Origin of the sequence: Ancylobacter tetraedralis (genome assembly GCF_014195655.1) — a bacterium.
GTDB lineage: Bacteria > Pseudomonadota > Alphaproteobacteria > Rhizobiales > Xanthobacteraceae > Ancylobacter > Ancylobacter tetraedralis.
Genome location: NZ_JACICD010000001.1, coordinates 381,498 through 406,063 on the forward strand (window position 1 = coordinate 381,498; position 24,566 = coordinate 406,063).

The 24,566-nt window shown below is 68.9% G+C and carries 28 protein-coding genes; 12 read left to right on the forward strand and 16 right to left on the reverse strand.

Going from position 1 to position 24,566, the window contains the following annotated elements; translation table 11 throughout:
* Positions 1 to 2: 2 nt before the first annotated feature.
* Positions 3 to 386, reverse strand: a complete 384-nt coding sequence (locus FHS55_RS01735; protein WP_183187948.1) for a response regulator — start codon at positions 384 to 386, stop codon at positions 3 to 5.
* Between the two features lie 118 nt (positions 387 to 504).
* Positions 505 to 1,497 carry a methylmalonyl Co-A mutase-associated GTPase MeaB gene (gene meaB / locus FHS55_RS01740; protein WP_183187949.1) on the reverse strand — a complete coding sequence of 331 codons (993 nt, stop codon included), beginning with the start codon at positions 1,495 to 1,497 and terminating at the stop codon, positions 505 to 507.
* A gap of 198 nt (positions 1,498 to 1,695) precedes the next feature.
* Here meaB and FHS55_RS01745 point away from each other — a divergent pair, with 198 nt between their 5' ends.
* Complete coding sequence (locus tag FHS55_RS01745; RefSeq protein ID WP_183187950.1) at positions 1,696 to 1,899, forward strand: CsbD family protein; 204 nt, start codon at positions 1,696 to 1,698, stop codon at positions 1,897 to 1,899.
* 103 nt (positions 1,900 to 2,002) lie between these two features.
* On the opposite strand, the gene FHS55_RS01750 is transcribed toward FHS55_RS01745, so the two are convergent.
* From FHS55_RS01750 to FHS55_RS01760, 3 genes are read right to left on the reverse strand one after another with little or no spacing between them, the layout of a single operon-like run.
* Positions 2,003 to 2,863 carry a branched-chain amino acid aminotransferase gene (locus tag FHS55_RS01750; protein ID WP_183187951.1) on the reverse strand — a complete coding sequence of 287 codons (861 nt, stop codon included), beginning with the start codon at positions 2,861 to 2,863 and terminating at the stop codon, positions 2,003 to 2,005.
* Positions 2,864 to 2,873: 10 nt separating this feature from the next.
* Positions 2,874 to 4,256 carry a dipeptidase gene (locus FHS55_RS01755; protein WP_183187952.1) on the reverse strand — a complete coding sequence of 461 codons (1,383 nt, stop codon included), beginning with the start codon at positions 4,254 to 4,256 and terminating at the stop codon, positions 2,874 to 2,876.
* A gap of 8 nt (positions 4,257 to 4,264) precedes the next feature.
* Complete coding sequence (locus FHS55_RS01760; protein ID WP_183187953.1) at positions 4,265 to 5,926, reverse strand: helicase HerA-like domain-containing protein; 1,662 nt, start codon at positions 5,924 to 5,926, stop codon at positions 4,265 to 4,267.
* Positions 5,927 to 6,091: 165 nt separating this feature from the next.
* Here FHS55_RS01760 and folP point away from each other — a divergent pair, with 165 nt between their 5' ends.
* On the forward strand, positions 6,092 to 6,934 hold the full coding sequence (gene folP / locus FHS55_RS01765) for a dihydropteroate synthase (RefSeq protein WP_183187954.1): 843 nt from the start codon (positions 6,092 to 6,094) through the stop codon (positions 6,932 to 6,934).
* Positions 6,924 to 7,472, forward strand: coding sequence for a 2-amino-4-hydroxy-6-hydroxymethyldihydropteridine diphosphokinase (gene folK / locus FHS55_RS01770; protein ID WP_183187955.1), 549 nt, complete (start codon positions 6,924 to 6,926; stop codon positions 7,470 to 7,472). The genes folP and folK overlap by 11 nt, the downstream gene beginning before the upstream one ends.
* A gap of 79 nt (positions 7,473 to 7,551) precedes the next feature.
* Here folK and FHS55_RS01775 read toward each other — a convergent pair whose 3' ends face one another.
* On the reverse strand, positions 7,552 to 7,941 hold the full coding sequence (locus tag FHS55_RS01775) for a hypothetical protein (protein ID WP_183187956.1): 390 nt from the start codon (positions 7,939 to 7,941) through the stop codon (positions 7,552 to 7,554).
* A gap of 180 nt (positions 7,942 to 8,121) precedes the next feature.
* Here FHS55_RS01775 and FHS55_RS01780 point away from each other — a divergent pair, with 180 nt between their 5' ends.
* On the forward strand, positions 8,122 to 9,108 hold the full coding sequence (locus FHS55_RS01780) for a CorA family divalent cation transporter (RefSeq protein WP_183187957.1): 987 nt from the start codon (positions 8,122 to 8,124) through the stop codon (positions 9,106 to 9,108).
* A 42-nt stretch (positions 9,109 to 9,150) separates the two neighbouring features.
* Entirely contained in the window at positions 9,151 to 9,504 is a 354-nt protein-coding gene (locus FHS55_RS01785) for a hypothetical protein (protein ID WP_183187958.1), read from the forward strand.
* Positions 9,505 to 9,586: 82 nt separating this feature from the next.
* Here FHS55_RS01785 and FHS55_RS01790 read toward each other — a convergent pair whose 3' ends face one another.
* Positions 9,587 to 10,183 carry a superoxide dismutase gene (locus tag FHS55_RS01790; RefSeq protein ID WP_183187959.1) on the reverse strand — a complete coding sequence of 199 codons (597 nt, stop codon included), beginning with the start codon at positions 10,181 to 10,183 and terminating at the stop codon, positions 9,587 to 9,589.
* Positions 10,184 to 10,480: 297 nt separating this feature from the next.
* Here FHS55_RS01790 and FHS55_RS01795 point away from each other — a divergent pair, with 297 nt between their 5' ends.
* Complete coding sequence (locus FHS55_RS01795; protein ID WP_183187960.1) at positions 10,481 to 11,989, forward strand: hypothetical protein; 1,509 nt, start codon at positions 10,481 to 10,483, stop codon at positions 11,987 to 11,989.
* A 75-nt stretch (positions 11,990 to 12,064) separates the two neighbouring features.
* Here FHS55_RS01795 and FHS55_RS01800 read toward each other — a convergent pair whose 3' ends face one another.
* On the reverse strand, positions 12,065 to 14,164 hold the full coding sequence (locus FHS55_RS01800; RefSeq protein WP_183188594.1) for a S9 family peptidase: 2,100 nt from the start codon (positions 14,162 to 14,164) through the stop codon (positions 12,065 to 12,067).
* A gap of 14 nt (positions 14,165 to 14,178) precedes the next feature.
* On the reverse strand, positions 14,179 to 14,610 hold the full coding sequence (gene msrB, locus FHS55_RS01805; RefSeq protein WP_183187961.1) for a peptide-methionine (R)-S-oxide reductase MsrB: 432 nt from the start codon (positions 14,608 to 14,610) through the stop codon (positions 14,179 to 14,181).
* A 348-nt stretch (positions 14,611 to 14,958) separates the two neighbouring features.
* On the opposite strand from msrB, the gene FHS55_RS01810 reads away from it, so the two are divergent.
* Complete coding sequence (locus FHS55_RS01810; protein ID WP_183187962.1) at positions 14,959 to 15,381, forward strand: Ros/MucR family transcriptional regulator; 423 nt, start codon at positions 14,959 to 14,961, stop codon at positions 15,379 to 15,381.
* A 141-nt stretch (positions 15,382 to 15,522) separates the two neighbouring features.
* On the opposite strand, the gene FHS55_RS01815 is transcribed toward FHS55_RS01810, so the two are convergent.
* On the reverse strand, positions 15,523 to 15,807 hold the full coding sequence (locus FHS55_RS01815) for a hypothetical protein (protein WP_183187963.1): 285 nt from the start codon (positions 15,805 to 15,807) through the stop codon (positions 15,523 to 15,525).
* Between the two features lie 232 nt (positions 15,808 to 16,039).
* Between FHS55_RS01815 and FHS55_RS01820 the strand changes: the two genes are divergently transcribed.
* Both FHS55_RS01820 and FHS55_RS01825 read left to right on the forward strand, forming a co-directional pair.
* The gene (locus FHS55_RS01820; RefSeq protein WP_183187964.1) at positions 16,040 to 16,447 is read left to right on the forward strand and encodes a helix-turn-helix domain-containing protein; all 408 of its coding nucleotides are present in this window, start codon (positions 16,040 to 16,042) and stop codon (positions 16,445 to 16,447) included.
* Entirely contained in the window at positions 16,440 to 16,982 is a 543-nt protein-coding gene (locus tag FHS55_RS01825) for a DUF6456 domain-containing protein (RefSeq protein ID WP_183187965.1), read from the forward strand. Before FHS55_RS01820 ends, FHS55_RS01825 begins: the two co-directional genes overlap by 8 nt.
* Before the next feature lie 12 nt (positions 16,983 to 16,994).
* On the opposite strand, the gene FHS55_RS01830 is transcribed toward FHS55_RS01825, so the two are convergent.
* Both FHS55_RS01830 and FHS55_RS01835 read right to left on the reverse strand, forming a co-directional pair.
* On the reverse strand, positions 16,995 to 17,432 hold the full coding sequence (locus FHS55_RS01830) for a SufE family protein (RefSeq protein WP_246339752.1): 438 nt from the start codon (positions 17,430 to 17,432) through the stop codon (positions 16,995 to 16,997).
* An 84-nt stretch (positions 17,433 to 17,516) separates the two neighbouring features.
* A complete protein-coding gene (locus tag FHS55_RS01835) occupies positions 17,517 to 18,002 on the reverse strand; it encodes a DUF5330 domain-containing protein (RefSeq protein ID WP_183187966.1) in 486 nt (161 codons plus the stop codon).
* A gap of 202 nt (positions 18,003 to 18,204) precedes the next feature.
* Between FHS55_RS01835 and FHS55_RS01840 the strand changes: the two genes are divergently transcribed.
* A complete protein-coding gene (locus tag FHS55_RS01840) occupies positions 18,205 to 18,945 on the forward strand; it encodes a peptidoglycan-binding domain-containing protein (RefSeq protein WP_183187967.1) in 741 nt (246 codons plus the stop codon).
* Between the two features lie 27 nt (positions 18,946 to 18,972).
* The gene (locus FHS55_RS01845; RefSeq protein WP_183187968.1) at positions 18,973 to 19,317 is read left to right on the forward strand and encodes a DUF1491 family protein; all 345 of its coding nucleotides are present in this window, start codon (positions 18,973 to 18,975) and stop codon (positions 19,315 to 19,317) included.
* Positions 19,318 to 19,342: 25 nt separating this feature from the next.
* On the opposite strand, the gene FHS55_RS01850 is transcribed toward FHS55_RS01845, so the two are convergent.
* Complete coding sequence (locus FHS55_RS01850) at positions 19,343 to 20,506, reverse strand: DUF2336 domain-containing protein (protein ID WP_183187969.1); 1,164 nt, start codon at positions 20,504 to 20,506, stop codon at positions 19,343 to 19,345.
* Between the two features lie 211 nt (positions 20,507 to 20,717).
* On the opposite strand from FHS55_RS01850, the gene FHS55_RS01855 reads away from it, so the two are divergent.
* On the forward strand, positions 20,718 to 20,945 hold the full coding sequence (locus tag FHS55_RS01855; protein WP_183187970.1) for a hypothetical protein: 228 nt from the start codon (positions 20,718 to 20,720) through the stop codon (positions 20,943 to 20,945).
* Here the strand turns inward: FHS55_RS01855 and FHS55_RS01860 are convergent.
* The 3 genes from FHS55_RS01860 to FHS55_RS01870 all read right to left on the reverse strand — a co-directional run bounded on the left by FHS55_RS01860 (position 20,940) and on the right by FHS55_RS01870 (position 24,482).
* Positions 20,940 to 21,485 carry a DUF1254 domain-containing protein gene (locus FHS55_RS01860; RefSeq protein WP_183187971.1) on the reverse strand — a complete coding sequence of 182 codons (546 nt, stop codon included), beginning with the start codon at positions 21,483 to 21,485 and terminating at the stop codon, positions 20,940 to 20,942. The genes FHS55_RS01855 and FHS55_RS01860 overlap by 6 nt on opposite strands.
* 52 nt (positions 21,486 to 21,537) lie before the next feature.
* Positions 21,538 to 22,113 (reverse strand): DUF1214 domain-containing protein, encoded by a 576-nt coding sequence (locus FHS55_RS01865; protein ID WP_183187972.1) that lies wholly within the window; start codon positions 22,111 to 22,113, stop codon positions 21,538 to 21,540.
* 137 nt (positions 22,114 to 22,250) lie between these two features.
* A complete protein-coding gene (locus tag FHS55_RS01870; protein ID WP_183187973.1) occupies positions 22,251 to 24,482 on the reverse strand; it encodes a transglycosylase domain-containing protein in 2,232 nt (743 codons plus the stop codon).
* Positions 24,483 to 24,566: the final 84 nt, after the last annotated feature.

The following is a 24,566-nucleotide window of genomic DNA, read 5'->3' on the forward strand; positions in this document are numbered from 1 at the left end:
CCTCAGCCCGGACCCGGCTTGAGCGCCAGCGCCAGCGCGCCTTCGAGTTCGGCCAGCTGGAACGGCTTGGCAAGGGTCGGCCGGTCCCGCCATTCAGCGAGCAGGTCGTTATCGGCATAGCCGGTCGCGAACACAAAGGGGATGCCGTGGCCGGACACGGCCTGCGCGATCGGGTAGCTGCGATTGCCATTGAGGTTGACGTCGAGCAGCGCGACATCGATCTCCGAATGCCGCGAGGCGATGAAGTCGAGCGCGCCGTTGATGCCCGATTCCGTGCCGACGACCGTGCCGCCAAGCTCCTCGATCATCTCCTCGATCATCATGGCGACCAGCGATTCGTCCTCGACCAGGAACACCCGTCGTCCCGCGAGATCCTGCTTGGTCATGCCGTGCCTCCCTGCGCGCCATTGATGACGACGCCTTGTTTCGATTGCACGCCGGCTCACGCGGCGGGAGTGTCGGTCCTGCGCGCGCGCCTGTCCACTGCTTTGATGGCGGCGGGTTTCACACACCCAGCAGCGCGGCGACGCGTGAGGCGCCAAGCGTGGGGGCGAGGCGGCCCTCGGCCACCGCGCGCTCGATGGCCGGTACCTCGGCCCGCAGCATTGGGTCCGAGCGCATGCGCCCGCGCAGCCGGTCGTCGAACAGGGTCCACATCCATTTGACCTGCTGCGCGCTGCGCTTGGCCTCGAACGCGCCGGCGAGGCGGGAGCGCTCCCGGTGCAGCAGCACCTGGCTCCACACCTCCTCGATGCCCGCGCCGGTGAGGCCGGAATAGGTGAGCACCGGCGGCGCCCAATGCGCCTCGCGGCCGCCGAGAACGTGAAGCGCGGCACGGTATTCACCGGCCGCCGCGCGGGCGCGCGGGAGGTTTTCGCCATCCGCCTTGTTCACCGCGACGATGTCGGCCAGTTCGATGATGCCTTTCTTGATGCCTTGCAGTTCGTCGCCCGCCCCCGGCAGCATGAGCACGAGGAAGGTGTCGGTCATGTCCGCCACGGCCGTCTCGGACTGGCCGACCCCCACCGTCTCGACCAGCACCACGTCATAGCCGGCCGCCTCGCACAGCAGCATGGTCTCGCGGGTGCGCGCCGCCACCCCGCCCAGCGTGCCGGCGGAGGGCGAAGGGCGCACGAAGGCGCGCTCGTCCATCGACAGGCGCGCCATGCGGGTCTTGTCGCCGAGGATCGAGCCGCCGGTGCGGGTGGAGGAGGGATCGACCGCCAGCACGGCGACGCGGTGGCCCTGCGCCAGAAGATGCGTGCCGAGCGCGTCGATGGTGGTCGATTTGCCCACGCCCGGCACGCCGGTGATGCCGACCCGCACCGCCCGCCCGGTCTGCGGCAGCAGCGCCTGCAGCAGCGCCTCGGCCAGCGTGCGGTGCGCAGCCTTGCGCGATTCCACCAGCGTGATCGCGCGGGCGAGCATCGCCCGGCGCCCGGCGCGCACATCGTCGACCAGGGCCTCGAGCGAGGGAAGGGGAGCGGCGTGGATCAAAACGGCGACCTGTGCGTTGTTCTCGCGATGCTAGCAGCCGAGCCCGTGCCGGCAACCCCGTTCCGGCAACCCCGTTCCGGCAAGCCCGTTCCGGCAAGCCCATGCCGCGGCGACCCGATAGGTCGCTCGACAACCGTGGGCCGGCGCGACCCTTGCCTGACGAGGCGAGGCACCCCTTTGTAACCTGGGAGAGCCCCGATGAATTGGGATCGTATCGAAGGTAACTGGAAACAGCTCAAGGGTCAGGTGCGCCAGCAATGGGGCAAGCTGACCGACGATGATATCGACCGCCTGCATGGCAAGCGCGAGCAGCTCGAAGGCGTATTGCAGGAGCGCTACGGCTTGGCGAAGGATGAAGCCAATCGCCAGATCGACGACTGGAGCCGGCGCTTCAAGATGTAGCCGCGTCGCCGGCGCTGCACGGCAGGATGGAGCCCCCGCCGGCCGGCGGGGGCGTTTTTCGGTCGGCCGATTGCCGGTTCAGCGGCTCGCGGCATGGGCGGCTTCAGCCATGCGCGAAGTCCCAGTAGAGCTTGCGCGCCTTGCGGAACACCGGGCCGGGCTGCAATTCGCGCGCTTCGACGCGGGTGATGGGCGCGACCTTGGAGTAATTTCCGGTCGTGAACACCTCGTCGGCGTCGCGGAAATCGCTCCAGCGCAGCGCCGTCTCCACCACTTCCACGCCGGCCTCGCGCAGCAGCCCGATCGAGCGTGTGCGGGTGATGCCGGAGAGAAACGTGCCGTTGGGCGCGGGCGTGAAGGCGACGCCGTCCTTGGCGAGGAAGATGTTGGCGGTGGCCAGTTCGGCGACATTGCCGAGCATGTCGCACAGCACGGCATTGTCGAAGCCGCGCCCGTGCGCTTCCACCAGCGCGCGGCTGTTATTGGGGTAGAGCGCGCCGGCCTTGGCGTCCGTCACCGCGCATTCGATGGTCGGGCGGCGGAACGGCGAGAGCGTCACCGCCGCGCCGCGTGCCGGGTCGGGCATGCCCGCCTCATAGACGCTGAGGCACCAGCGCGTGGATTCGGGGTCCGCATCCACCGTGCGCGGGCCGGGAAATTCCGCCCAGTACATCGGCCGGATGTAGAGCGCGGTGCCGGGCGCGAAGCGCTTCACGCCCGCATGGGCGAGTTCGATCCATTTCTCCACCGGCACCACGGGCTTGAGGCCCATCGCCAGCGCCGAGCGGTTGACGCGCAGGCAGTGCAGGTCGAGGTCCGGCGTCACCCCCTCGAAGGCGCGCGCGCCGTCGAACACCGAGGTGCCGAGCCAGGAAGCGTGCGTGCGCACGCCCATGATCGGCACATTGCCCTCGTGCCATTGGCCATCGAGGAAGGTCCAGGTCTGGGTCCAGTGATGCGACATCGGGCTCCCCTCAGTCCGCCAGCGCCGCGAGCACGCGGACCCAGCTGCGAATGCCCTTGTGGAACGAGGTGAGGTCGTATTTCTCGTTCGGCGAGTGGATGCGGTCATCGTCGAGCGCGAAGCCGATCAGCAGCGTGTCCTGATCCAGCGTCTTCTTGAAATGTCCGACGATGGGAATGGAGCCTCCGCCGCCGATGGTGACGGCCGGGGTGCCCCATTCGCCCTCAAGCGCCGCCGCCGCCCGGGCAAGGTTGGGGTTGTCGTGCGACACCGCCACCGCCGGCGAGCCGTCGCCGCTGAGGAATTCCACCTTGGCGTCGGGCGGCAGCTGGGCGCGGATGAAGGCGCGCACCGCGTCGCGCACATGGATCGGGTCCTGCCCGGCGACGAGGCGGCAGGTGATCTTGGCGGTGGCGATGGAGGGGATCACCGTCTTGCCGCCCTCGCCGATATAGCCGCCCCACATGCCGTTGACCTCGAAGGTCGGGCGCGAGGTGGTCATCTCGACCAGCGAGCGTCCGGCCTCGCCGATCGGAGTGGTGAGGCCGATCGGCCCGAGGAAGCTTTCCGGCGTGAGGCCGAGGCTGGCCCACTGCGCCTTCACCGCGTCCGGCGGCTCGGTCACGCCATCATAGAAGCCGGGAATGGCGATGTGGCCATCCGCGCCATGCACGCTGGCGATGATCTTCGAGAGCACATGCAGCGGGTTGGCCGCCGCGCCGCCATAATAGCCCGAATGCAGGTCGCGATTGGCGCAGGTGATGACGATCTCGTCATGCATCAGCCCGCGCAGCGAGATGGTGATGGCCGGCGTCTGCCGGTCCCACATGCTGGTGTCGCAGACCAGGGCGATGTCGGCCTTGAGCCCCTCCTTGTTGGCCGCGAGGAAGGGCGGCAGGTTGCCCGAGCCGCTCTCCTCCTCGCCTTCCACGAGGAAGGTGACATCGACCGGAAGCGCGCCCGTCACCTTGAGATAGGCGCGGCAGGCCTCCACGAAGGTCATGACCTGACCCTTGTCGTCGGACGAGCCGCGCGCGACGATGCGCTTGGCGCCGTTCGGCCCCTCGATGAGGGTCGGCTCGAAGGGCGGGTTGTCCCACAGGTTCAGCGGGTCCACCGGCTGCACGTCGTAATGGCCGTAGAACAGCACGCGCTTGCCCGCGCCGCCCTCCGAGCGGGCGGTGACGACGGGGTGGCCCGGCGTGTCGTTCAGCGTTGCCGTGAGGCCGAGGCCGGCGAGGTCGTCCACCAGCCACTGCCCGGCGCGCCGGCACTCGGCCGCGTACGCGCGGTCGGTCGAGATGGAGGGGATGCGCAGGAAGTCGAACAGGCGCGCGATGGCAGCGTCGAGGTCGGCATCCACCGCGGCGAGGACGCGGTCGAGATCGGACATGATATGGCTCACTTGCGGCGGTTGGTGGGCGTGTTGCCCGTGAAGTCGTTGAAGATCTGCGCGAAATCGTCGGATTGTCCAGCGCTCGGAGCGCTCGACGCCCGGGTGGCGCGCGGGGCGGAGACCGCGCCGGTCGCCCGCGCCCGCCCGCCCAGCACGTTGCGCAAAATCGCCTTGGTCGCCTGGTTGACCACTTCGCGCGTGACCTGGCGGGCAACCTGCTCGCCAATGGTCATGCGCCCACGGGTCCGCCCACCACCGAACAGCCCGCCCAGCACGTCGGAGATCCAGCCACCGCCACCCGCGGCATCGGCTTGGGTGGGGGCGGGAGCGGCCGTGTCACCGCGGCCCGGCGCGGGCGGGGCTTCTTCCGGTGCATCGCCCGCCGCGCGCTTGGCCAGCATCTCATAGGCCGACTCGCGGTCGAGCGTCTCGTCATAGCGCCCGCGCACCGGGCTGTTGGCGATGGCGACCTTGCGCAGCTCGGGCGTGATCGGGCCGACCCGGCCGGCGGGCGGGGCGATGAGCGTGCGCTCGACGATGGAAGGCGTGCCGTTGCCCTCCAGCATGGAAACCAGCGCCTCGCCCTTGCCGAGTTCGGTGATGACCTGCGCGGTGTTGAGCCTCGGATTGGGGCGGAAGGTGTCGGCGGCGGCCTTCACCGCCTTCTGGTCGCGCGGGGTGAAGGCCCGCAGTGCGTGCTGCACCCGGTTGCCGAGCTGGGCGAGCACGCTCTCGGGCACGTCGAGCGGGTTCTGCGTGACGAAATAGACGCCCACCCCCTTGGAGCGGATGAGGCGGACCACCTGCTCGATCTTCTGCAGCAGCGCCTTGGGCGCGTCGTCGAACAGCAGATGCGCCTCGTCGAAGAAGAACACGATCCTCGGCTTGTCGGGATCGCCCAGCTCCGGCAGCTCCTCGAACAGCTCCGACAACAGCCACAGCAGGAAGGAGGCGTAGAGCTGGGGCGAACCCATCAGCTTGTCGGCGGCGAGGATGTTGATCGTGCCGTAGCCCGAGCGCGGGTCGATCCGCATCAGATCCGAAATCGCCAGCGCCGGCTCGCCGAAGAACTTGTCCGCGCCCTGGTTCTCCAGCACCAGCAGCGCGCGCTGGATGGCGCCGATGGAGGCGGTGGAGACATTGCCGTAGGTGGTGGTGAGCCGGGCGGCATTCTCGGCCACGAAGGCCAGCATCGCCCGGAGATCCTTGAGATCAAGCAGCAGAAGGCCCTGCTCGTCGGCGATACGGAAAACGACGTTGAGCACGCCTTCCTGAACCTCGTTGAGGTTCATCAGCCGCGCCAGCAACAGGGGGCCCATCTCCGAAATGGTGGCCCGCACCGGATGGCCCTGCTCGCCGAACAGGTCCCAGAAGATCACCGGGAACTCGTCCGGCACATAATCGAGGCCGACCTCGGCGCAGCGCTTGAGGATCCAGTCCTGGCCCTCGCCGGGCATGGCGACGCCGGACAGGTCGCCCTTGATGTCGGCGGCGAAGACCGGCACGCCGGCCCGGGAAAAGCCTTCCGCCAGCGTCTGCAGCGTCACCGTCTTGCCGGTGCCGGTGGCGCCGGTGGCGAGCCCGTGGCGGTTGGCGAGCTTCAGGGTCAGGTATTCCGGCTTCTCGCTTTTGCCGACGAATATCTTGCCGTCGATGTCTGCCGACATGATCGCCTCCCGCGAGCGCACTCAAGGTCCACCTTTAGAGCGCAGGCGGGGGCGGTTCGGCAAGCCGGGCCTTCGCGGCAATTGCCGGTCGGCACGCGCGCGGCGCTTGCCTTCCGCCCCGTGGCGCGCGATGGGGAGGCTGACAAACGCACGACCGGGAAGACCATGGCCGCTCTCGCCCCGCCCACCCAACGCTCCTTCGACGCGCGCGGCCGCCGGCTCGATTATGCCGGGCGGACGCTGGTGATGGGCATTCTCAACGTCACGCCGGATTCCTTCTCCGATGGCGGGCGCAGCGCCGCGCTCGATGACGCGCTGGCCAATGCCCGCCGGCTGGTGGCGGAGGGGGCCGACATCATCGATATCGGCGGGGAATCGACCCGGCCCGGCCACACTCCGGTGCCGGTGGAGGACGAGCTGCGCCGCGTGCTACCCGTGGTGGAGGCGCTGGCCGGACTGCCGGTGCCGCTTTCCATCGACACGCAAAAGGCCGTGGTCGCCGAAGCGGCCCTCGAGAAAGGTGCCGCGATCGTGAACGACATCTGGGGCCTGATGGGCGATCCCGACATGGCCCGCGTGGTCGCGACCCATGATGCCGGCGTCGTCGCCATGCACAACCGCGGCACGGTCGATGCGAGCGTCGACATCGTCGCCGACATCCTCGCCTTCTTCGAGCAGTCGCTGGAACGGGCGGCGCGGGCCGGCATTGCCCCCGCGCGCATCAGCCTCGATCCCGGCATCGGCTTCGGCAAGACCTTCGAGCAGAACCTCCAGGCGCTCGCCGCGCTCGGCCGGTTCGTCGCGCTCGGCTTTCCCGTGCTGCTGGGCACCTCGCGCAAATCGCTGATCGGCAAGGTGATCGAGACCACGCCGGCCGAGCGGCTGCCGGGCACCATCGCCTCCAACGTCATCGGCATCATGGCCGGCTGCGCGATGGTCCGCGTGCATGACGTGGCCGCCCATGTGCAGGCGGCGCGGGTGACGGAGGCGATCCTCCATGCCGCGTAGCACCGCGCCCGACTTCTTCGTCCGGCGGCCGCGCAAGGTCGAGAAGCGCGTCGCCTATCTCTGCCTCGGCTCCAATCTGGGCGACCGCGCCGGCACCATGGCCAAGGCGGTGGGCCTCATCGCCCGCGCCGGGCTGACGATCATCGCCCGCTCCTCGCTTTACGAGACACCGCCCTGGGGGCCGGTGCCGCAGGGGCCCTATCTCAACATGGTGGTGGCGGTGGAGACCGAGCTTTCCGCGCGGGAACTGCTCAGCATGCTGCTTGGGGTGGAGCACGCCTTCGGGCGCGACCGCACCCGCGAGGTGCGCTTCGGGCCGCGCACCATCGATATCGACATCCTGCTCTATGGCGAGGAGGTGATCGCCGAGCCGGACCTGGAGATTCCCCATCCGCGCATGATGCAGCGGGCTTTCGCGCTCATCCCGCTCGCCGAGCTGGCACCCGACCTCGTGGTGCTCGGCACGCCGATCACCGAGGCGCTGGCGGGGCTCGACCGCGCCGGCATCGTCAAGGTGGAGCCGCCACTGAGCGGGTGAACGCCCAACGGGTCAGCGCGCGAAAGGGGCGGATCGCTCCGCCCCCCGGCATGGTCACGCCACGTGGAATGGGGAAGCCTCAGCGGCACATCTGCACGTCGCGGTAGAAGGGCCGGCCCCAATTGTCATAGACCGTCTGGGTCTCGGTCCAGCAGCGCGGCTGGTTGTAGTAGTTGTTGGCGGCCGCCGCGGCGATGCCGCCGACCACCAGCCCGCCGATGATGCCGGCCGCCACGGCGCCGCCATTGTTGCGCGGGCCGTAATAATAGCTGGGGCCACGTCCCCAGCCGGGGCCGCCGCCTCCCCAGCCGTGGCGCGGGCCCGGCCCGCCCCAGCCATAGCGGGGGCCGGGGCCGCCATCCCAACCGCCCGCGGCGGCGGGGACGGTGGAGGCGAGGGTGAGGCCGGCCAGCGCGAGCGCGGCCAGCTTGGTGGTGGTGGCAAAGCGGAACCTGGCAAAGCGGAACATGATGGCCTCGATGAACTCTGCTAATCGCCCGCGGCCGGGATCGGCCGTTCATGCTGGGAAGGCTAGTCCCCGGCGGCTTACGGTGAACTGAACCGCTTGTTGCGAAAGGTTCATCAAACTGAACGCATTCCATCTATCTCATTCACCGCGCATTCATGTCGCGGGCACGGAGGGCGGCGCGTGGTCGACTACGATAGTGAGGGCCTGATCTCGGCATGGTCCTTCGACGGCGCCGGCACGGGCCGCCGCATCGGCTGGGACGAGATACGGCGCGGCGCTCCCTCCGGACGCGGCTTCGACTGGATCAACCTGCAGCAGCTCGATCACCGCTATGGGAAGAACTGGTTGAACGACGAGAGCCGGATCGATCCGTCCATCATCGAATCGCTGACCGCGGCCGAGACGCGCCCGCGTTGCGCGCTGTTCGACAATGGCGCCTTCCTGAACCTGCGCGGCATCAACCTGATGCCCTATTCGCTGCCGGACGAGATGCATTCCATCCGCTTCTGGGTGGAGCCCAACCGCATCGTCTCGGTGCGCAAGCGCACCCTGTCGGCGGTGGGCGATTTCGAGGATGCGATCCAGCGGGGCCGGGCGCCGCGCTCGCCGGGCGAGTTCGTCGCCGACCTTTCCATGCGCCTTGTCGACCGCATGGACACGGTCATCACCGCGCTGGCCGAACAGGCGGACGAACTGGAAGAACTGGTGCTCAGCGCCACGCTGTCCAATCTGAGCGTGAAGGTCTCGGAGGTGCGGCGCGTCGCCATCATCCTGCGCCGCTACATCGCGCCGCAGCGCGAGGCGCTGAACCATTTCTCGCTGGAGGATGCCGAATGGCTCTCCCCGCGCGACCGCAACCGGCTGCGCGAGGCGGCGGACCGGGTGACGCGCTTTGCCGAGGAGCTGGATTCGGTGCGCGACCGCGCCGCCGTCATCTATGACCAGATGGTGGAACGGCGCGCCGAGCAGATGAACCACTCCATGCTGATCCTCGCCGCGGTGACGGTGGTGTTCGCGCCGATGACGCTCATCACCGGCCTCATGGGCATGAATGTGGAGGGCATTCCCGGCGCGCAGGACCCGAACGGCTTCTGGGCGGTGACGCTGATCGCCGGTTTGCTTGGCGCGGGGCTGGTCGCATTGTTGCGGATGATTCGCTGGCTCTGAGCGGGAGATCCCGCGCGGCGCCGCTGCTGGAAGGAGCATGCCATGAAACGCTCATTGCGCATCATCGTCGCCGTCACCGCGCTGGCGGCGGGGGCCCCGCTCGGGGCCGAGCCCGCTGGGGCCTATGAGTTCACCGGCACTTTTCAGGGCGGCGACTGCAAGGCGATGGCGGCCAGCATTCCGGCAGCCAATCTATGGTACGGCCATTTCACCGGCCAGCGCGACGCCTTTGGCGGGATCTACCGCTATGAATGGCGCACCGCCGTGGGCTGCTTCAAGACCGAGGACGCGTGCGAGAACTGGCTCTACCAGTGGCGCTCGGAATATTCGCTGAATTACCGGATGGATTTCTGCGTGAAGGGCTATGTTCCGCGAAAATACGACATTCTCGGCTGACGCTTCCGCCCGCCCGGGCGACATAGAAAGGGGCCGTCGGCACGCTGATCGTGCCGACGGCCCGCGATTCTCGACAGGGATGTCAGACCGCCTTGGAATAAAGCTCGGCCACGTAGTCCCAGTTCACCAGATTCTCGACGAACGCCTTGAGGTAGTCCGGGCGACGGTTGCGGTAGTCGATATAGTAGGAGTGTTCCCACACGTCGACGCCGAGCAGCGGGGTCGCGCCCTTGATCAGCGGGCTTTCGCCGTTCGGGGTCTTGTCAATGATGAGCTTGCCGTCCTTCAACGCCAGCCAGGCCCAGCCGGAACCGAATTGCGTGACGCCAGCCTGAATGAAGTCTTCCTTGAACTTCTCGACCGAGCCAAGATCCTCTACGATCTTCTTTTCAAGCTCGCCGGGAATGGCGCCGCCGCCATTGGGCTTCAGCCAGTTCCAGAAGTGCAGGTGATTATAGTGCTGGCCGGCATTGTTGAAGAGGCCGGGGATCTTGCCATAGGAGCCCTTGACGATCTCCTCGAGCGACTTGCCCTCGAATTCCGTGCCCTTCAGCAGATTGTTGCCATTGGTGACGTAGGCAAGGTGGTGCTTGTCGTGGTGGTATTCGAGTGTCTCGCGCGACATGTAGGGAGCGAGTGCGTCGTAGGAATAGGGAAGCTCGGGAAGCGTGAAGGACATGGAATCTGTCTCCGCAAAATGAAACCGGCCGCGCCGCGACGGCGCCTTCCACGGGTGCGCTGGCACCGAGGAGGATCGGCCATGTCTAGATAGGGCCGTCCGTGACACTCGACAACCGAAAGCATCGCGCACGCCGAAAATCTTGGCGTTGGCACGCGCCGATGCCGAGGATGCGTCGTTATCGTCGCAAGTCGACGCCAGAGGGTGCAATCGCCTGGAAATCTTTGATAAACGCTGTTCGTACATAAAGTTCGTCAGCACGGGGGCCGAAGACGAATCGGTCGAGGGGCGGAGTGAATGATGAGTGCAATTTTCATCGGCATCGGCGCAGCAATTGCCGTTATCGGTTTTCTGCTCGGGGCGCTCGGGTTCGACGCATCGAAGACGACGTCGGGCGCGGCGATCCTGACGGCGGGAAGCTTCGGCTTTGTCGGCGGCCTGCTGCTCGTCGCCCTCGGCTACGTGCATCGGGCCCTGGTGGAGATCGCCCATAGGCTCGATGGCGTCGTCCATTTCGAGCCTGAGGACGAGATGCGCCCCGTGATGGACGAGGAACTGGACTTGATGGCGACGGACCTCGATCCGGTCTTCGCGCCGTCTGCGCCTGCGCCCGCGCCGGAACTGGCACCGCCGCCGCGTTCCAGCGCCCGTGCCCCGGCGCCCGAGGCGCGCTCGATCCAGCCCGAGGCGCGCTCGATCCCGCCCGAGGCGCGGCTTGCGGCGCATGTGGCGGCGCATGAGACCCGCGCCGCCGGTCACGAACCTGTGGCCGCGCGGCCGGCCGCCCCGATGCCCGCCCCGATGCCGGCTGCCCCGCCGGCGCCAGTGGCGAAGCCCGCCCCGCCGCCGGTAGCCGAACGGCCGGCCGAGCCCGAGCCGCATTATGAGGAACCCGACTACGAGGAGCCTGCGCCGTTGGCTCCCGAGCTGGTGGAACGCAAGACGGCCCAGCCGCGCAGCATCCTCCCCTCCTGGTTCCGTCGCAAGCGCGAGCTGGAAAGCGATATCGTGCCGGAGTCGGAACGGGCCGAGGAGCCCGCGCGGGAGCCCGATTTCATCGCCGAGGCGGAATTCGCGCCGGAGCCGGAATTCCTGCCCGAGCCCGCGCAGCGGCCTGTCGCCGAGCCGGCGCCTCGCCCCGCCACCGAGGCGCCGCGCGAATTGCCCGGCTTCCTGCGCACCCTGCATGGCGTGGCCGCCGAGCGCACGACCCCCGCGCCGATGGGCTTCGACGACGGACGGTCCGAGCCTCGCATCGGTGAGCCCCGTATTCCTGAGCCCCGTATTCCTGACCAACGCATGCCGGAGGCGAAGGCGCCGGATCCGCGCCTGACGGATTCCTGGCTCACCGAGACCAGGTCGGTCGAGGCCCGCCCGGTCGACATCCCGGCGGCCGAGCCCCGGCCGATGGAGCCCCGCCCGGTTGAGCCGCCGCGCATCCCGGAACCGCCGGCCCCCGCGCCGGCGCTGGCCCCGCTGTTCTTCGATGAACCGCGCCAGCCCGAGCCGCCGGTTCTGGAGCCTGCCCCGCTGGCGCCGGCACGCGAGCCCGGCCCCCGGCCTGAATTCGCCGCCCAGCCGGTCGCCGCGCCGTCCTTCCTCAGCGACGTCGATCTGCTGGCCGACGACGAGCCGGTGGCGCCGGACGTGAAGGTGCTCAAGGCCGGCACCATCGCTGGCATGAACTACAAGCTTTATTCCGACGGCTCGATCGAGGCGGATCTGCCGGATGGAACCGTGCGCTTCGCCTCGCTGCAGCAGTTGCGCGATCACGTCTCCGGCGCCGCCGCCCGCAGCGACGCCTGAAGCCTCGGATGCTGGATGCGAAAAGGGGCGCCGTGCGGCGCCCCTTTTTTATGCCGCGAACGCGGGTCTTCTGGCTCAGGCCAGCGGGTGCAGGCCTGCCGGTTCAGGCTGTTCGGCGATTTCCAGCGCGAAGGCATAGACCTGCGCCGTCTCTTCCAGCCGGTCGAAGCGCCCGGCGGCGCCGCCATGGCCGGCTTCCATATTGGTGCGCAGCAGCAGCGGCGCGCGGTTCGTGCGGGTTGCGCGCAGCTTCGCCACCCACTTGGCCGGCTCCCAATAGGTCACACGCGGGTCGGTCAGGCCGGCCAGCGCGAAGATCGCGGGGTAGTTTTGCGCCGTGACATTGTCATAGGGCGAATAGGCGCGGATCGTGTCGAAGGCCGCGCGGTCGGCGATCGGGTTGCCCCATTCGGGCCATTCCGGCGGGGTGAGCGGCAGCGTGTCGTCGAGCATGGTGTTGAGCACGTCGACGAACGGCACCTCTGCGACGATGCCGGCAAAAAGCTCCGGCCGCATATTGGCCACCGCGCCCATCAGCATGCCGCCGGCCGATCCGCCATGGGCGACGATGCGGTCCGGCGCGATGATGCCCTGCGCGACGAGGTGATCGGCCGCCGCGATGAAATCACTGAACGTGTTGGGCTTCTTCGACAGCTTGCCTTCACGGTACCAGCGCCAGCCCTTTTCCGTGCCGCCGCGAATATGGGCGATGGCATAGACGAAGCCGCGATCGACCAGCGAGAGGCGCGAGGTCGAGAAACTCGCGGGAATCGAGATGCCATAGGCGCCGTAACCATACAGGAGGCACGGGGCCGAGCCGTCGAGCGGGGTGTCCTTGGAAAACAGCAGCGATACCGGGATGAGTTCGCCATCTTTGGCCGGCGCCATCAGGCGGCGGGTGACGTAGCGATCGGGGTCGTGGCCGGAGGGCACTTCCTGCCGCTTGCGCAGCACCCGCGCGCGGCTCGCCACGTCATAGTCCCACACTTCGGAGGGCGTGGTCATGGACGAATAGGTGAAGCGGATCTCGGTCTTGTCGAAGCCGTAGCCGGGATCGAAGCCGAGCGAATAGGCTTGCTCGGCAAAGGCGACCGCATGTTCCGCGCCATCGCCCAGCGCGCGCACGACGATGCGCGGCAGCCCGTCCTCGCGCTCCAGTCGCACGAGATGGCCGCGCAGCACGCTCACCGAGAGCAGCAGCCGCCCCGGCACATGCGGCACGAGGTCGCGCCAGTGGGCGCGCGAGGGGCTGGCGAGCGGGGCGGTGACGATCTTGAAGTCCTCGGCCCCGTCGGCATTGGTCTCGATGATCAGGCTGTCGACACCGCCCAGGGAGGGGTGGTGCTCCACCCCATAGCGAAGGCCCGGCTCGCGCGGCTCCACCTGCCGCGGCGCGTCGAGCGGGGCCGCGAGGTCGAGTAGCCAGATCTCGCTGGTGTCGTGATCGCCGCAGGAAATGAGGCCGAAGCGGCCCGATTGCGTGCGTCCGAGCGAGACGAAGAAGCCCTTGTCCGGCTCCTCGTAGATCAGCGTGTCCTCGGCCGGATCGGCCCCGAGCCGGTGGCGATAGACGAAGCTTGGCCGGTGCTCGGCGTCGCGGCGGATGTAATAGAGATAGGCACCGTCGGCGCTCCACAGCACGTCGCCGGTGGTCTCGTCCACCACATCGGCAAGGTCGGTGCCGGCCGCCACGTCGCGCACGCGCAGCGTGTAATATTCCGAGCCGGCCTCGTCGGCGGTCCAGGCATAGAGCCCGTGGTCCGGCGACTGGCGGGCGTCGCCGAACTGGAAATAGGCCTTGCCCTCGGCGAGGGCGTCGCCATCCAGCAGGATCGTCTCGCCGGCGACGGCGCCGGCCGGGCGGCGGCAGATCAGCGGGTGCTGCCCGCCCTCGCGGAAACGGGTGAAATAGGCGAAGGGCCCATCCGCCGCCGGCACCGAGGAATCATCTTCCTTGATGCGGGCGCGCATTTCGGCGACCAGCGCGCGACGCAGCCCGGCATGGGGCGCGAACCACCGCTCGGCGGCTTCATTTTCCGCCTCCAGCCAGGCGCGAATCCCCCCGTCCAGCACGGCCGGGTCCCGCATGACCTCGCGCCAGTTCTCGGCGCGCAGCCAGGCATGGGGGTCGACAAGGGTCTCGCCGTGGAAACTGCGGACCAGCGGGGCTTGCATCGGCTGGCCGTTGCTCACGAGGCAACGTCCTGCGTGGCGTCTGCCTTGAAGGAGAGGGCGACGCCGTTCATGCAGTAGCGCATCCCGGTGGGGCGAGGACCATCCGGGAAGACATGGCCGAGATGAGCGTCGCACGTGGCGCAGCGCACCTCTATGCGGTGCATGCCATAGGAATGGTCATGCACCTCCGTGACGGCGTCAGCGTCGATCGGGCGGAAGAAACTGGGCCAGCCGGTGCCTGATTCGAACTTGGTGTCGGAGCGGAACAGCGGCTCGCCGCAGCACACGCAACTATAGGTGCCCGTTTCCTTTTGCGACAGATAGGGGCCGCTGAAGGCGCATTCCGTACCGTGGCCGCGGGTGACGCGGTATTGCTCCGGCGTCAGAAGGGCGCGCCACTCGGCATCCGTCTTCACGACTTTGGGTCGGCGAAAGGTCTCGTTCATGGGATTCCCCGGCGATTTTTCATAGAGATAATAAGCCTTGCCCCGCACGGCAAGTCGGGGGCGGCTTCACGAAGCCGTGCTGCCCCGAGTGAAAAGCATAGCCGGGATCCAGTTGAGCTTGGCGCCGGTCCGGCTGTGCGTTCAGCAACAGGTGATGTCACGAACAAAATATGCGAACGGCGCGTGAAATACCTTGCGGGTTCTCACGCGGAAGTCTATCTATCCATGCATATCCAAACGACAAATTGTATGCGCTGGCACTAAGCGTATTGTCGTGAAAATAGACGCGTACATGTGGATGCCATAAATCGGCGTTCCGGTATACCAACATCCTTTGAAGAATGAGCCATGAGCGACACCACGGACGCCGCAACCTATATCGAGCTGGCCGCCGATATCGTCTCCGCTTACGTAAGCAATAATGTGGTCCCGGCCAGTGACCTGCCTGCTCTCTTGACGGAAGTGCACATTGCACTGCAGCGCGTGACGACCGGCGAGGTCGAGTTGACGCCGGAGCCGCTCAAGCCTGCCGTGCCTGTGAAGAAGTCGGTTGCACCGGACTTCATCATTTGCCTGGAGGACGGCAAGAAGTTCAAGTCGCTCAAGCGGCATCTGCGCACGCAGTACAACCTCACGCCCGAACAGTATCGCGAGAAGTGGGGTCTTCCGCCCGACTACCCGATGGTGGCGCCGAACTACGCCGCCGCCCGCTCCGCCCTGGCCAAGGAAATGGGCCTCGGGCAGCAGCGTCGCCGCACCGTTCGGACCTGAGCGAAGGCGCCCGCCTCGTCGAAGGGATCGCCGCCGCCCGCTGGCCGGACGGATCTCGGTGAACCCGCGTTCGTCGGAAATGAGCCAGATGCCGATACGGCATCCCTCCGGGATCGCGAATCGGCTGCGCTCGCCTGCGCCCTAACGAAGTTGACGAGGCCGTCCGGTCGCCCGGGCGGCCTTTTCGTTATGTGCCGTCGCGCCCGGGCCGCGAAGCCGGTCCGGTGCAGCCTGCGTTTCCGCCATGAGCCGGCGCAGCGCCGCGTGGCGGGAGGCATCGTAGCCATGCCCGCTGCGCGAGGCCCGGCGCTCCTGCCGCAGCAGCCGGAGCAGGGCGGTGCGCCGCTCCTCCGCCGTGGTGCCGATGAAGGGGCGCAGCGCCGCCGCCCGCGCCGCGATGGCAACCTCCGGCTCCTCGCTCCGCATGGATCGGATCGCTCGCCTGCCGCCCGTCAATGTCATGGTTCCGCCTCGCCGTTCACGCCCGCCAGTATGGGTGCGCGGCGACAGGTGTCGGATAATTTTCCTATACCGTGGGTTGTGCCGACGGGTGCGCCGGATCCGGATGTCCCGGCAAACATGCAACTTAAAGCATTTGTTGTTGAGTTATACCTTCCTAGGTTGTAGGTTGAAATTCCTAGGTACGGAGTTCGACTTCATGGGCAACATCGCGATCTCTTCCTCCGCTCCCACCGTGCGGGCCATCCTGCCGCCGCATCCGGCAACGGGAGACGCCGCGCGCGCGCGGTGCCGCGCGCTTTGCCGGCTGGCGGCGGATCTTGCCGCCGCCGACACCGACCAGCCGGCGGATGCCGTCCTCGGCCGCGCCGGCGGGCGCTCCATTGCCGCCGTGCGGGCCCTCGCCATGTATCTCGCCCATGTCGCGCTCGGGCTGTCGCTCCGCCGGGTGGCCATGGGGTTTGCGCGCCACCCCTCGACCGTCGCCCATGCCTGCCAGCGGGTGGAGGAGCGGCGCGAGCAGGCGGTCTGGGACCAGCGGATCGCCCACCTCGAGGACATCATCACCCGCGAGGCTGTCCGCAAGGAGGATCTCCGCCATGGCTGAGCGTCGGCTGGAGCGGGTGGAGGTGGCGGTCGACGGTGTCGCCACGCAGGTACTGGTCGATCTGGAGGAAAGCCCGCTCGGCTGGCTCGCCCGCCGGCGCGGACGCGACGGCAGCGCGCTGGTCGGTGCCGCCCAGCTGGTGGCGGGGGAGCGGCTGCGTGCCGATTTCACCCGCGCGCAGATGATGCCGCGCCTGACGGCGGATTGGGAGGCTGTCGGGCGCAGCGGAAGGCGCGGGCCGTCCGCCGGGCTCACGCCCTCGGAGGCGGCGATGGCGGCGCGGCAGAGGGTGAGCGCGGCGCTGGAGGCCGCCGGCCCGGAATTTGCCGGCCTGCTCACCGATGTGTGCTGCTTCCTCAAAGGGCTGGAGCAGGTGGAGCAGGATCGCGGCTGGCCGGCGCGCACCGCCAAGGTGGTGCTTGGCCTGGGGCTCGACAGGCTTGCGCGCCATTATGGCCTCGCCGTCGCCGCGCGCGGTCCCGAGCGTGCCGGGCCTATCCGGGCCTGGAGCGCGCAGGGCCGCCCGGCGCTGTGACGGCCGCGCGGGTCAGTGGGCCGGGGCGGTGGGCGCGTTGCGCGCGTCGGCCCGGATGCGCTCGACCATCGAGCGCAGGCCGTTGGAGCGCTGCGGGGTCAGGTGATCCTTGAGGCCGATGCGGGCGAAGACGGCCGCCGGATCGGCGGCGAGGATTTCCGGCGCCGTGCGGCCGGAATAGAGCGCCATCAGGATGGCGATGAGCCCGCGCACGATATGCGCATCGGAATCGCCGAGAAAGTCGAGGCGGGTGCCGGCGGCAGCCGGCGTCGCGCGGCTCACCAGCCACACCTGGCTGGCGCAGCCCTGCACCTTGGTGGCATCGCTGCGCTCCGCCTCGGGAAAGGGCGCCAGCGTGCGCCCGAGCTCGATGAGATAGCGGTAGCGGTCGTCCCAATTATCGAGAAGCTCGAAGTCCTCGATGATGCCGTCAATGCTCGATGTCGTCATGTGCGCCTCGCCTTGGCGCATATAGGGGCGGTGGGGCACCGAGTGCAATGGCGCACGCCAGCCGCCAGTTCAGGCCGGCCGCGTTCAGGCCGGCCGTTTGGGCGGCAGCGGCACGGCGGGCGCGGGGGAGGCGGGGCCGGGGCCGCCGGCCGGCGCGGAGGCCGAGGTCTCGTTCGGCGCCGCGCCCGGCACGGTGGGGCCCTGCCATTCCGGGCTGAGGTCGCGCGTGGTCAGCGTGTCGCCGGTGGGCGTCCCGGTGGCGCGGGCGGCGGCGCGGCGCTTCTCCTCGCCGATCTGCTCGGCAATATAGGAGATGGCGAAGCGCGCTCCGGCTTCCGCCCGCTCGCTGATCATCTGGATCACCCCGGCGCCGATGACGCAGGCCTGCGGCTGGCGGGCGCAGAAGCCGCTCGCATCCGCCATGGCCGAGGTGGCGGCCGACAGCGCCTCCATGGCGCCCACCGGCGGGTCCTTCGGGGCGGCGGCGTCATGCAGGGGCCCGCCCGGAATGCTGGGCAGGAGCAGCAGGACGATGGTCAACCAGAATGCGACGCGTAGCAAAAAGAACATGGCGCTTCCCGCGGCCTCGCGGAGGATCCTCAAGGCTGCAGGATAACGGCATCAGGTTGCCTAACCGATGTCGGCAACGCGTGAAATTGCGCGATCGGGGCAAGCGCTTGTTAAGCAAAATTCCGGCTTTAGGGTTCGCTTAAGGCTCTCGTGGCAGTGTCGGACGACACCGCGCCAGGGGGGCGCGTCGGTTCGGGATGCCATGCCGAGGTCCTACGCAAGCGATCTGCTGGTCGACGAGATCGACCTCGACGGCGAGCGCGTCGCGATCCAGCCCAGCCGGCCGGGGCGGCGCACGTCCGATACGATCATGCTGTTCCTCGCGGCTCTCGCCAGCGCGGCGATTCTCGGCAATGCGCTGGTGATCCATGGCGCGCGGCGCGCGGCGCCCGCCTCCGTCACCGGCTCCCTCCCGACCGATCTTCTGGCCGCCGCCGCGGCGGCCGTGGCGGGCGATTCCACCCCACTGCCGACCCCCGCGCCGGCCGCGCCGCCGCTGCCCGCCCCGCCGCCGGCGCCCGCCAGCCATTCCGATGCGCCGGCCATCGCGGCGCCGATGAACATCACGCCCGCGCCGGCCGCCAAGCCGCTGCCGCCCGCCAGGCCCGCCCAGCCGCCGCGCGCGCCGGCTGCCGCCGCTGCGCCAGCGCCAGCCCCGGCCGGCGCCGCGCCGCTGCTGCCGCCCGCCAATGTCGCCGCGGCCGCGCCCGCCGCCCCGGTCGTTCCGCCGGCCGAGGTCGGGGCCTCGCCGCGCGTGATGGAGGTGCAGAAGGCGCTCGCCCGGCTCGGCTACGGCCCGATCCGCGTCGATGGCCGTCCCGGCGAGGCGACGCGCGAGGCGATCCAGCGCTTCGAACGCGACCGCCGCCTGCCGGTGACGGGCGAGATTTCCGACCGCGTGGTGCGCGAGCTGAACGCCATTGCCGGCCTGCAGATTCAATAGGCGGCGGTTGACCGCGAGGGGGACGCCATGCGTCTGAAAAGCGGCATCTGGGTTTCCGCGCTGATCCGTCGCGCCCATGGCGTGGGCGCCTTTGCCGCCGTGCGCCGGCGCGGTGCCGAGGACGCCGGCGCCATTTTCGTGAAGATCGCGACCCTCGACGGCAAGGCCGGCCTGTTCGGGCCGGCGCTGCCCTCGCTCGCCGAGGTGGCGGTGCCCGGCGAGCGGCTCTTCGCCCCGCTGGTGCCGCCCGGCTCGCCCGAGAGCGCGGCCGAGGAGCGCATGGCGAAGGAGATCCGCTTCGATCCCGACCTCTGGTTCGTCGAGATCGAGGACCGCGAGGGGCGGCATTTCCTCGAACTCGCGCGCGACTGATCCACCGACAGCCGCGACCGCGCGATCACCCCTGCTGGCGCACGTCGCCCGAATCGGAGGTGGTAATGGGGGTGGCGCGGGCGTGGCCATAGCTGCGCATGGACGGCGCGTCCTCCGCCCGCTCCCGCACCATGCGCCGCCCGCCGCGCCAGCTGGCGACCAGATGCTGCGCGCTGGCCAGCGGCAACCCGTCGAACATGTCGGCCAGCCGGCTCATCTCCGCCGCCGAGCGTCCCGTCGCCGGGTGCAGGCGGAACAGCACGCGCGACAGCACGGCGAAGGACAGACCCAGCGCCCGCGCGGCAACGGCGAGGGCCTGTCCCGTCTCGTCGGCGACGATGCGCGCGGCATTCTCCCGCGTCACGCCCAGCGCGGCTTCCATGAGGGCGGCGATGCCGGCGGGCTCGGCGGCCTTTGCCAGATCGAGCAGTGCATCGGTAAAGGTGCCGTCGGCCGCCGCCACCCGCTCGGCGAGCGAGAGAGGCGGCAGGGTGACGAGGCGGGCGACCAGCGCGGTGCGCTCTTCCGGCGAGGCGGCGAGATAGTCGAGCCGCGGAACGGCCGGCGGAGGCGCGATGCTCGGGTCGCCGCCGGGAGCGACCGTATCGCGCGGTTCACCCCGGTCGGGCGCGGCGGGGCGCTCGGGAAATGCGGCCGCGAGTTCAGTGGCGATGCCGGCGACAATCTCGGCGGTCATGGCGGCGGTATCGAGCGCTGTCGCGTTGGCCGGGCGCCGCTCTCGCGCCGGCGCCCCGGCCCCGTGCATGCGCGCCGCGAGCCGCTTGGCGAGTGCCGGCGAGACCTCGCGACGGGCGCTGATGGCGGCCAGTTGATCCGGATTCGCCCGGTCCACCAGCGCGGCAAGATCTTCCTCGCCCAGAACCGGTGACAGGCGCAGCATCGGGCCGGCCAGCGCGATCGGCCCGTCGATGAGATCGAGCACGAAATCGCGCGGCAGATCGCTGCGAGGTGCGATCTCGCGCAGCGCGCGGGCGGCTGTCGGAGCCTCCACCGCGGTGAGCAGGTGACGGGCGAGCGTGGCGAAGCGGCTCTGCTCGTCCGCATTGTGCGAGGGCTGGCGCAGGTACAGCCCGACAAGCGCGCGCAGCATGTCCGGCCGGGTGTCCTCGTGCCGGCGACGTGCTTCCTCGATCAGGAGTTTGAGGCCGGAACCGGTCGCAGGGGGCATAGGGATGAAATTGTCTGATGAAATGATTCGGCGCCACGCGCCGTTCCGCGAAACCAAGCTAGGCCTCGAACGTTAGCGAGGCGTTAACCATGAACCATTGTTATGGGGTCATTCGGATTAACCAAAGGGAAGCTCGGGCCTTCCCGGCCGATCCGCCCCCGTCACGGCTGGATCGTATGGCTTGAATCCGTGCAACCCCGCGGAGGGCGAGATGGGCGTGATCGTGCCGTTTGCCATTCCTCGAGCGCCGGGCGACGCCTCGCGCGTCCGCAAGCCTCCCCGCGCCGTGGGGGAGGGCGAGACGGGTGAAGCCATCATCGGTGAGGCGACCACCGGCGAAATCGTGATCCTGCAGGTGATCCAGCGCGTGCGCGCGCAGGTGCCGGAACTGCCGGCTGGCGGCAGTCACGGACCGGCGCCGACCAGCGGCAGCCTATGACGGGCTGTCGCAGCCGGCGGCATCCACCAGCGCCTTGATCGCCTCGCGGGCGCTACGCTCGCGGACCAGCCCACGGATGAGCACGACGCCCTCATTGCTGGGGGATTCGACCACCAGACGGTCGGCCACCGTGACTTCGTCATTTTCCGGCAGCGCGGCTTTCTGCTTGGCGTTCATCAAGTCGAGTTCGATGACGCTGCGTCCGGCCGAGCGGTCGTTGATGGCGTAGAACGGCATTCCGTAGCGCGTATAGAAGGAGATGGAGGTGTAGTCCTCCGTCGTCGGTACGCGGATCTTCAATGCTCCGTCGCCGAGATCGTACAGGCACACGGCCGAGACGAAGGCCGGATCGCTCGCCGGCAGCACCGCACCCTCGGAGGACGGGTCGTCGATGGGGGTGACGGTGTTCACGTCGCCGATCGCCGACAGGCGGGAATAGGCGTCCCTCTCCGCGAGATAGGGCAGGATCAGCACCCCCACCAAATGCACGATGCCGCCCAGCACGAGGCCGGCGAGGATCGGCACGATCAGCCTTTTCATCAAGGCCGTCCCCCCGTTGCACGGTGGCGGCGGGCGGACATGGCGAGGCCGCTCATGGGCAGCGCTCCGTCACCAGCCGTGGCATGGCCGGCGCGTCGCTGGTGCGGCGGGCGAGGCCGACCGGCGTATCGTACAGCCGCAGCGTGAGCACGATGCGCTCGCGCGCGCCGGTCGGCAGCCAGTTGCCCGGCCGGGCGCGCGGGCCCAGCAGCAGGTCGAGCGTGCCGTCCCGGTTCCACACCACTTCCGGGCTGGTGAAGCCGCTGCGCTTGGCCGGGTTGTCGATCAGCCGGCCGCGCGGGTCGGTGACGGTGAGCGTCCAGAAACGTGCCTGCGGCAGGCTGCCGGTGAGCCGGATGTCGCAGCGCCCGTCCAGTGGCATGCCGGCATCGTCCGTGCGGGCGACGAAGGCGAGGCCGTCGGCGAGTTCCAGCGGCAGTTCGCCGGCGCGGGCAAGCGCGGCTCGCGCATAGGGATCGGCATCCTCCGCCCCCGCCTTGGGCCAGGCTTCCCAGGCACCGGAGCGGATCGACGCCGGACCATAGCCCTTGACCGTGGTGAACCAGGTCAGGCCCAGGCCGACGACGGCACCGATGGCGAGCGTCAGGATGAAGAGGAGGGAACGCACGGGTCCGGGCAATCCGATGGAACGCGGGTGCGCTCATGCATGGGCACTGGAAGCGGGAAGGTCAATCGGCAAAGCCCTCTCAATCGGCAAAGCCTCTCCATCGGCGGAGTCGGCAAGGCCGTCCATTCGGTCGCGTCTCAGTTGCTCCCACTCGCCCCCACGCCGGACGCGGGGACCGGCATCTGGCCGGCATCGGCGGCGGCGGTGGGCCGGCGGATCGGCTGCGCGGCGGCCTCCCGCATGCGGCTGGAGAGCGTCATCAATTGCCGGGCGGCGGCCGGCGACAGCGTGACGGGGCGCTGCACGCCATCGACCTGCAGCGCCTCGGCATCCGCCACCGCGCCGTCGAGCTTGGGCACCGGCAGGCCCTCCAGGCTCGGCGGCGGCTTCAGTTCGATGCCCTGATGGGCGAAGGCCATCACCTTCTGCCAGGTCATGGCGGGCAGGGTGCCGCCGGTCATCTTGCGGGTGGGCGCGTAATCGTCATTGCCGAACCAGATGGCGCCGACATAATTGCCGGTGAAGCCGACGAACCACGCGTCGCGATAGGCGTTGGTGGTGCCGGTCTTTCCGGCCACCTTGACCCCCGGCAGCCGGGCACGCCGGCCGGTGCCGTTTTCCACCACGCTGTTCAGCATGGGGTTGATCATGCCGATGACGTTTTCGGGGATGATCCGGTGCGGCTTGGGGCCGTCGCGGTCGAAGTTCCACACGGGCTCACCGGCGGGGGTGCGCATGTCGATGATGGCGTGCGGGTCGACCGACATGCCGTTATTGGCGAACACGGCATAGCCGGTCGCCTGGTCCAGCACCGTCACCTCGGCGGCGCCGAGCGGCAGGGCGCGGGTGATCTTCAGTTCGCTCTTCACGCCCATGGCATGGGCGAGATCGACGATGCGCCCGCGCCCGATCGCCTCGGCCAGCTTCACCGCCACCGTGTTCAGCGAGCGGGTGAGGGCGGTGATGAGCGGAATGCGGCCGGCATAGGAGCGGCCGTAATTCTGCGGGCACCAGTTGCCGATGCAGATGGGCCCGTCGACCACCATCGTGTCGGGCGTGTATTTGCCGGTCATCAGCGCGGCGGTATAGACATAGGGCTTGAAGGACGAGCCGGGCTGGCGCAGCGCGTCGGTGGCGCGGTTGAACTGGCTCTCGCCATAGTCGCGCCCGCCGACCATCGCGCGCACCGCGCCGTTCGGCTCCATCACCACCATGGCGGACTGCTTGGCGCCGTAATCCTTGCCGAACTGCTTGAGGCTGTCGCGGATCGCGAGGTCCGCCGCCTTCTGGATGTTCGGGTCGAGCGCCGTACGCACCAGGAAGGAGCGCTCGGCATAGCTGCGCGGCAGCTTGTCGACGATCTGCTTCACCTGGTCGAAGGCAAAGTCGAGGTAATATTCCGGTACGTCGTCCTGCTTGCGGTCGACCGGGGTCGCCGGGTTGCGGCGGGCGCCGAACACCTGGCCCTCGGTCATGAAGCCGGCATCGACGAGGTTGTCGAGCACGACGGAAGCGCGCCAGCGCGCGGCCGGCAGGTTGACATGGGGCGCGAATTTCGACGGCGCCTTGAACAGGCCGGCCAGCATGGCGGCCTCGGCGAGGTTCACGTCGCGCGCGGACTTGCCGAAATAATACTGCGCCGCCGCGTCCACGCCAAAGGCGCCGCCGCCCATATAGGCGCGGTCGAGATACAGTTTCAGGATCTGGTTCTTGGTGAGGTGGAATTCCAGCCACAGCGCGAGGAACGCTTCCTTGATCTTGCGTTCCAGCGTGCGCTCGTTGGAGAGGAACAGGTTCTTGGCCAGCTGCTGGGTCAGCGAGGAGCCGCCCTGCACCACGCCGCCCGCGCGCGCATTGGACAGCACGGCGCGGAAGGTGCCGGGAATATCGATGCCGAAATGGTCGTAGAAGCGCCGGTCCTCGGTGGCCAGCACGGCCTTGATGAGGTGATCGGGGAATTCCTCCAGCGGCACCGTGTCATTGTGGCGGATGCCGCGCTCGCCGATGATGTTGCCGTAGCGGTCCTGGAAGGTGACGGACAATTCGGCCCGCTTCAGCCAGTCATCCGAGGTCTCGTGGAAGGCGGGCACGGCCAGCGCCAGCATGAGCACGGCGCCGATCGCCCCCCAGCTCATGCCGGTCGAGGCGAGGGAGATGGCGAGGCGCGCCGGGCCCTGCACGTTGAAGCGCTCGGTGAAGGCGACGAACGCATCCCAGAACGCGCGCAGGCCGATGCCGCTGGCATAGATGGTCGAATCGATCCAGGAATCGAGCGCCAGCAGGAAATTCCGCAGCCGACGACTGCCCCGCGCGCGGGGGGCGGCCGGAGACGGCTCTTTGGGGGGAACATCCTGCGGCGTGTCGCTCAAGCCCTCTACTCCAAGGCCGGTATTCTAAAGCCCGGCACTCTAACGCCCGGTACTCTAAAGTCCGTTACGCGTCCCGCCGGGTGC

Bases quoted from the DNA above. Each gene is read 5' to 3' on its own strand.
- FHS55_RS01750 (WP_183187951.1), bottom strand. From the start codon at position 2,863: ATGTCGCATCACTGGACCCAGACCTGGACCTTCCTCGATGGCCAATGG.
- FHS55_RS01860 (WP_183187971.1), bottom strand. From the start codon at position 21,485: ATGAAAAGGCTGATCGTGCCGATCCTCGCCGGCCTCGTGCTGGGCGGC.
- FHS55_RS01845 (WP_183187968.1), top strand. From the start codon at position 18,973: ATGCGTCTGAAAAGCGGCATCTGGGTTTCCGCGCTGATCCGTCGCGCC.
- folK (WP_183187955.1), top strand. From the start codon at position 6,924: ATGCCGCGTAGCACCGCGCCCGACTTCTTCGTCCGGCGGCCGCGCAAG.
- FHS55_RS01760 (WP_183187953.1), bottom strand. From the start codon at position 5,926: ATGTCGGCAGACATCGACGGCAAGATATTCGTCGGCAAAAGCGAGAAG.
- FHS55_RS01850 (WP_183187969.1), bottom strand. From the start codon at position 20,506: ATGCCCCCTGCGACCGGTTCCGGCCTCAAACTCCTGATCGAGGAAGCA.
- FHS55_RS01855 (WP_183187970.1), top strand. From the start codon at position 20,718: ATGGGCGTGATCGTGCCGTTTGCCATTCCTCGAGCGCCGGGCGACGCC.
- FHS55_RS01790 (WP_183187959.1), bottom strand. From the start codon at position 10,183: ATGTCCTTCACGCTTCCCGAGCTTCCCTATTCCTACGACGCACTCGCT.
- FHS55_RS01825 (WP_183187965.1), top strand. From the start codon at position 16,440: ATGGCTGAGCGTCGGCTGGAGCGGGTGGAGGTGGCGGTCGACGGTGTC.
- FHS55_RS01745 (WP_183187950.1), top strand. From the start codon at position 1,696: ATGAATTGGGATCGTATCGAAGGTAACTGGAAACAGCTCAAGGGTCAG.
- FHS55_RS01755 (WP_183187952.1), bottom strand. From the start codon at position 4,256: ATGTCCGATCTCGACCGCGTCCTCGCCGCGGTGGATGCCGACCTCGAC.
- FHS55_RS01810 (WP_183187962.1), top strand. From the start codon at position 14,959: ATGAGCGACACCACGGACGCCGCAACCTATATCGAGCTGGCCGCCGAT.
- folP (WP_183187954.1), top strand. From the start codon at position 6,092: ATGGCCGCTCTCGCCCCGCCCACCCAACGCTCCTTCGACGCGCGCGGC.
- FHS55_RS01800 (WP_183188594.1), bottom strand. From the start codon at position 14,164: ATGCAAGCCCCGCTGGTCCGCAGTTTCCACGGCGAGACCCTTGTCGAC.
- FHS55_RS01840 (WP_183187967.1), top strand. From the start codon at position 18,205: ATGCCGAGGTCCTACGCAAGCGATCTGCTGGTCGACGAGATCGACCTC.
- FHS55_RS01735 (WP_183187948.1), bottom strand. From the start codon at position 386: ATGACCAAGCAGGATCTCGCGGGACGACGGGTGTTCCTGGTCGAGGAC.
- FHS55_RS01775 (WP_183187956.1), bottom strand. From the start codon at position 7,941: ATGTTCCGCTTTGCCAGGTTCCGCTTTGCCACCACCACCAAGCTGGCC.
- FHS55_RS01815 (WP_183187963.1), bottom strand. From the start codon at position 15,807: ATGCGGAGCGAGGAGCCGGAGGTTGCCATCGCGGCGCGGGCGGCGGCG.
- FHS55_RS01820 (WP_183187964.1), top strand. From the start codon at position 16,040: ATGGGCAACATCGCGATCTCTTCCTCCGCTCCCACCGTGCGGGCCATC.
- FHS55_RS01795 (WP_183187960.1), top strand. From the start codon at position 10,481: ATGATGAGTGCAATTTTCATCGGCATCGGCGCAGCAATTGCCGTTATC.
- FHS55_RS01830 (WP_246339752.1), bottom strand. From the start codon at position 17,432: ATGACGACATCGAGCATTGACGGCATCATCGAGGACTTCGAGCTTCTC.
- msrB (WP_183187961.1), bottom strand. From the start codon at position 14,610: ATGAACGAGACCTTTCGCCGACCCAAAGTCGTGAAGACGGATGCCGAG.
- FHS55_RS01835 (WP_183187966.1), bottom strand. From the start codon at position 18,002: ATGTTCTTTTTGCTACGCGTCGCATTCTGGTTGACCATCGTCCTGCTG.
- FHS55_RS01785 (WP_183187958.1), top strand. From the start codon at position 9,151: ATGAAACGCTCATTGCGCATCATCGTCGCCGTCACCGCGCTGGCGGCG.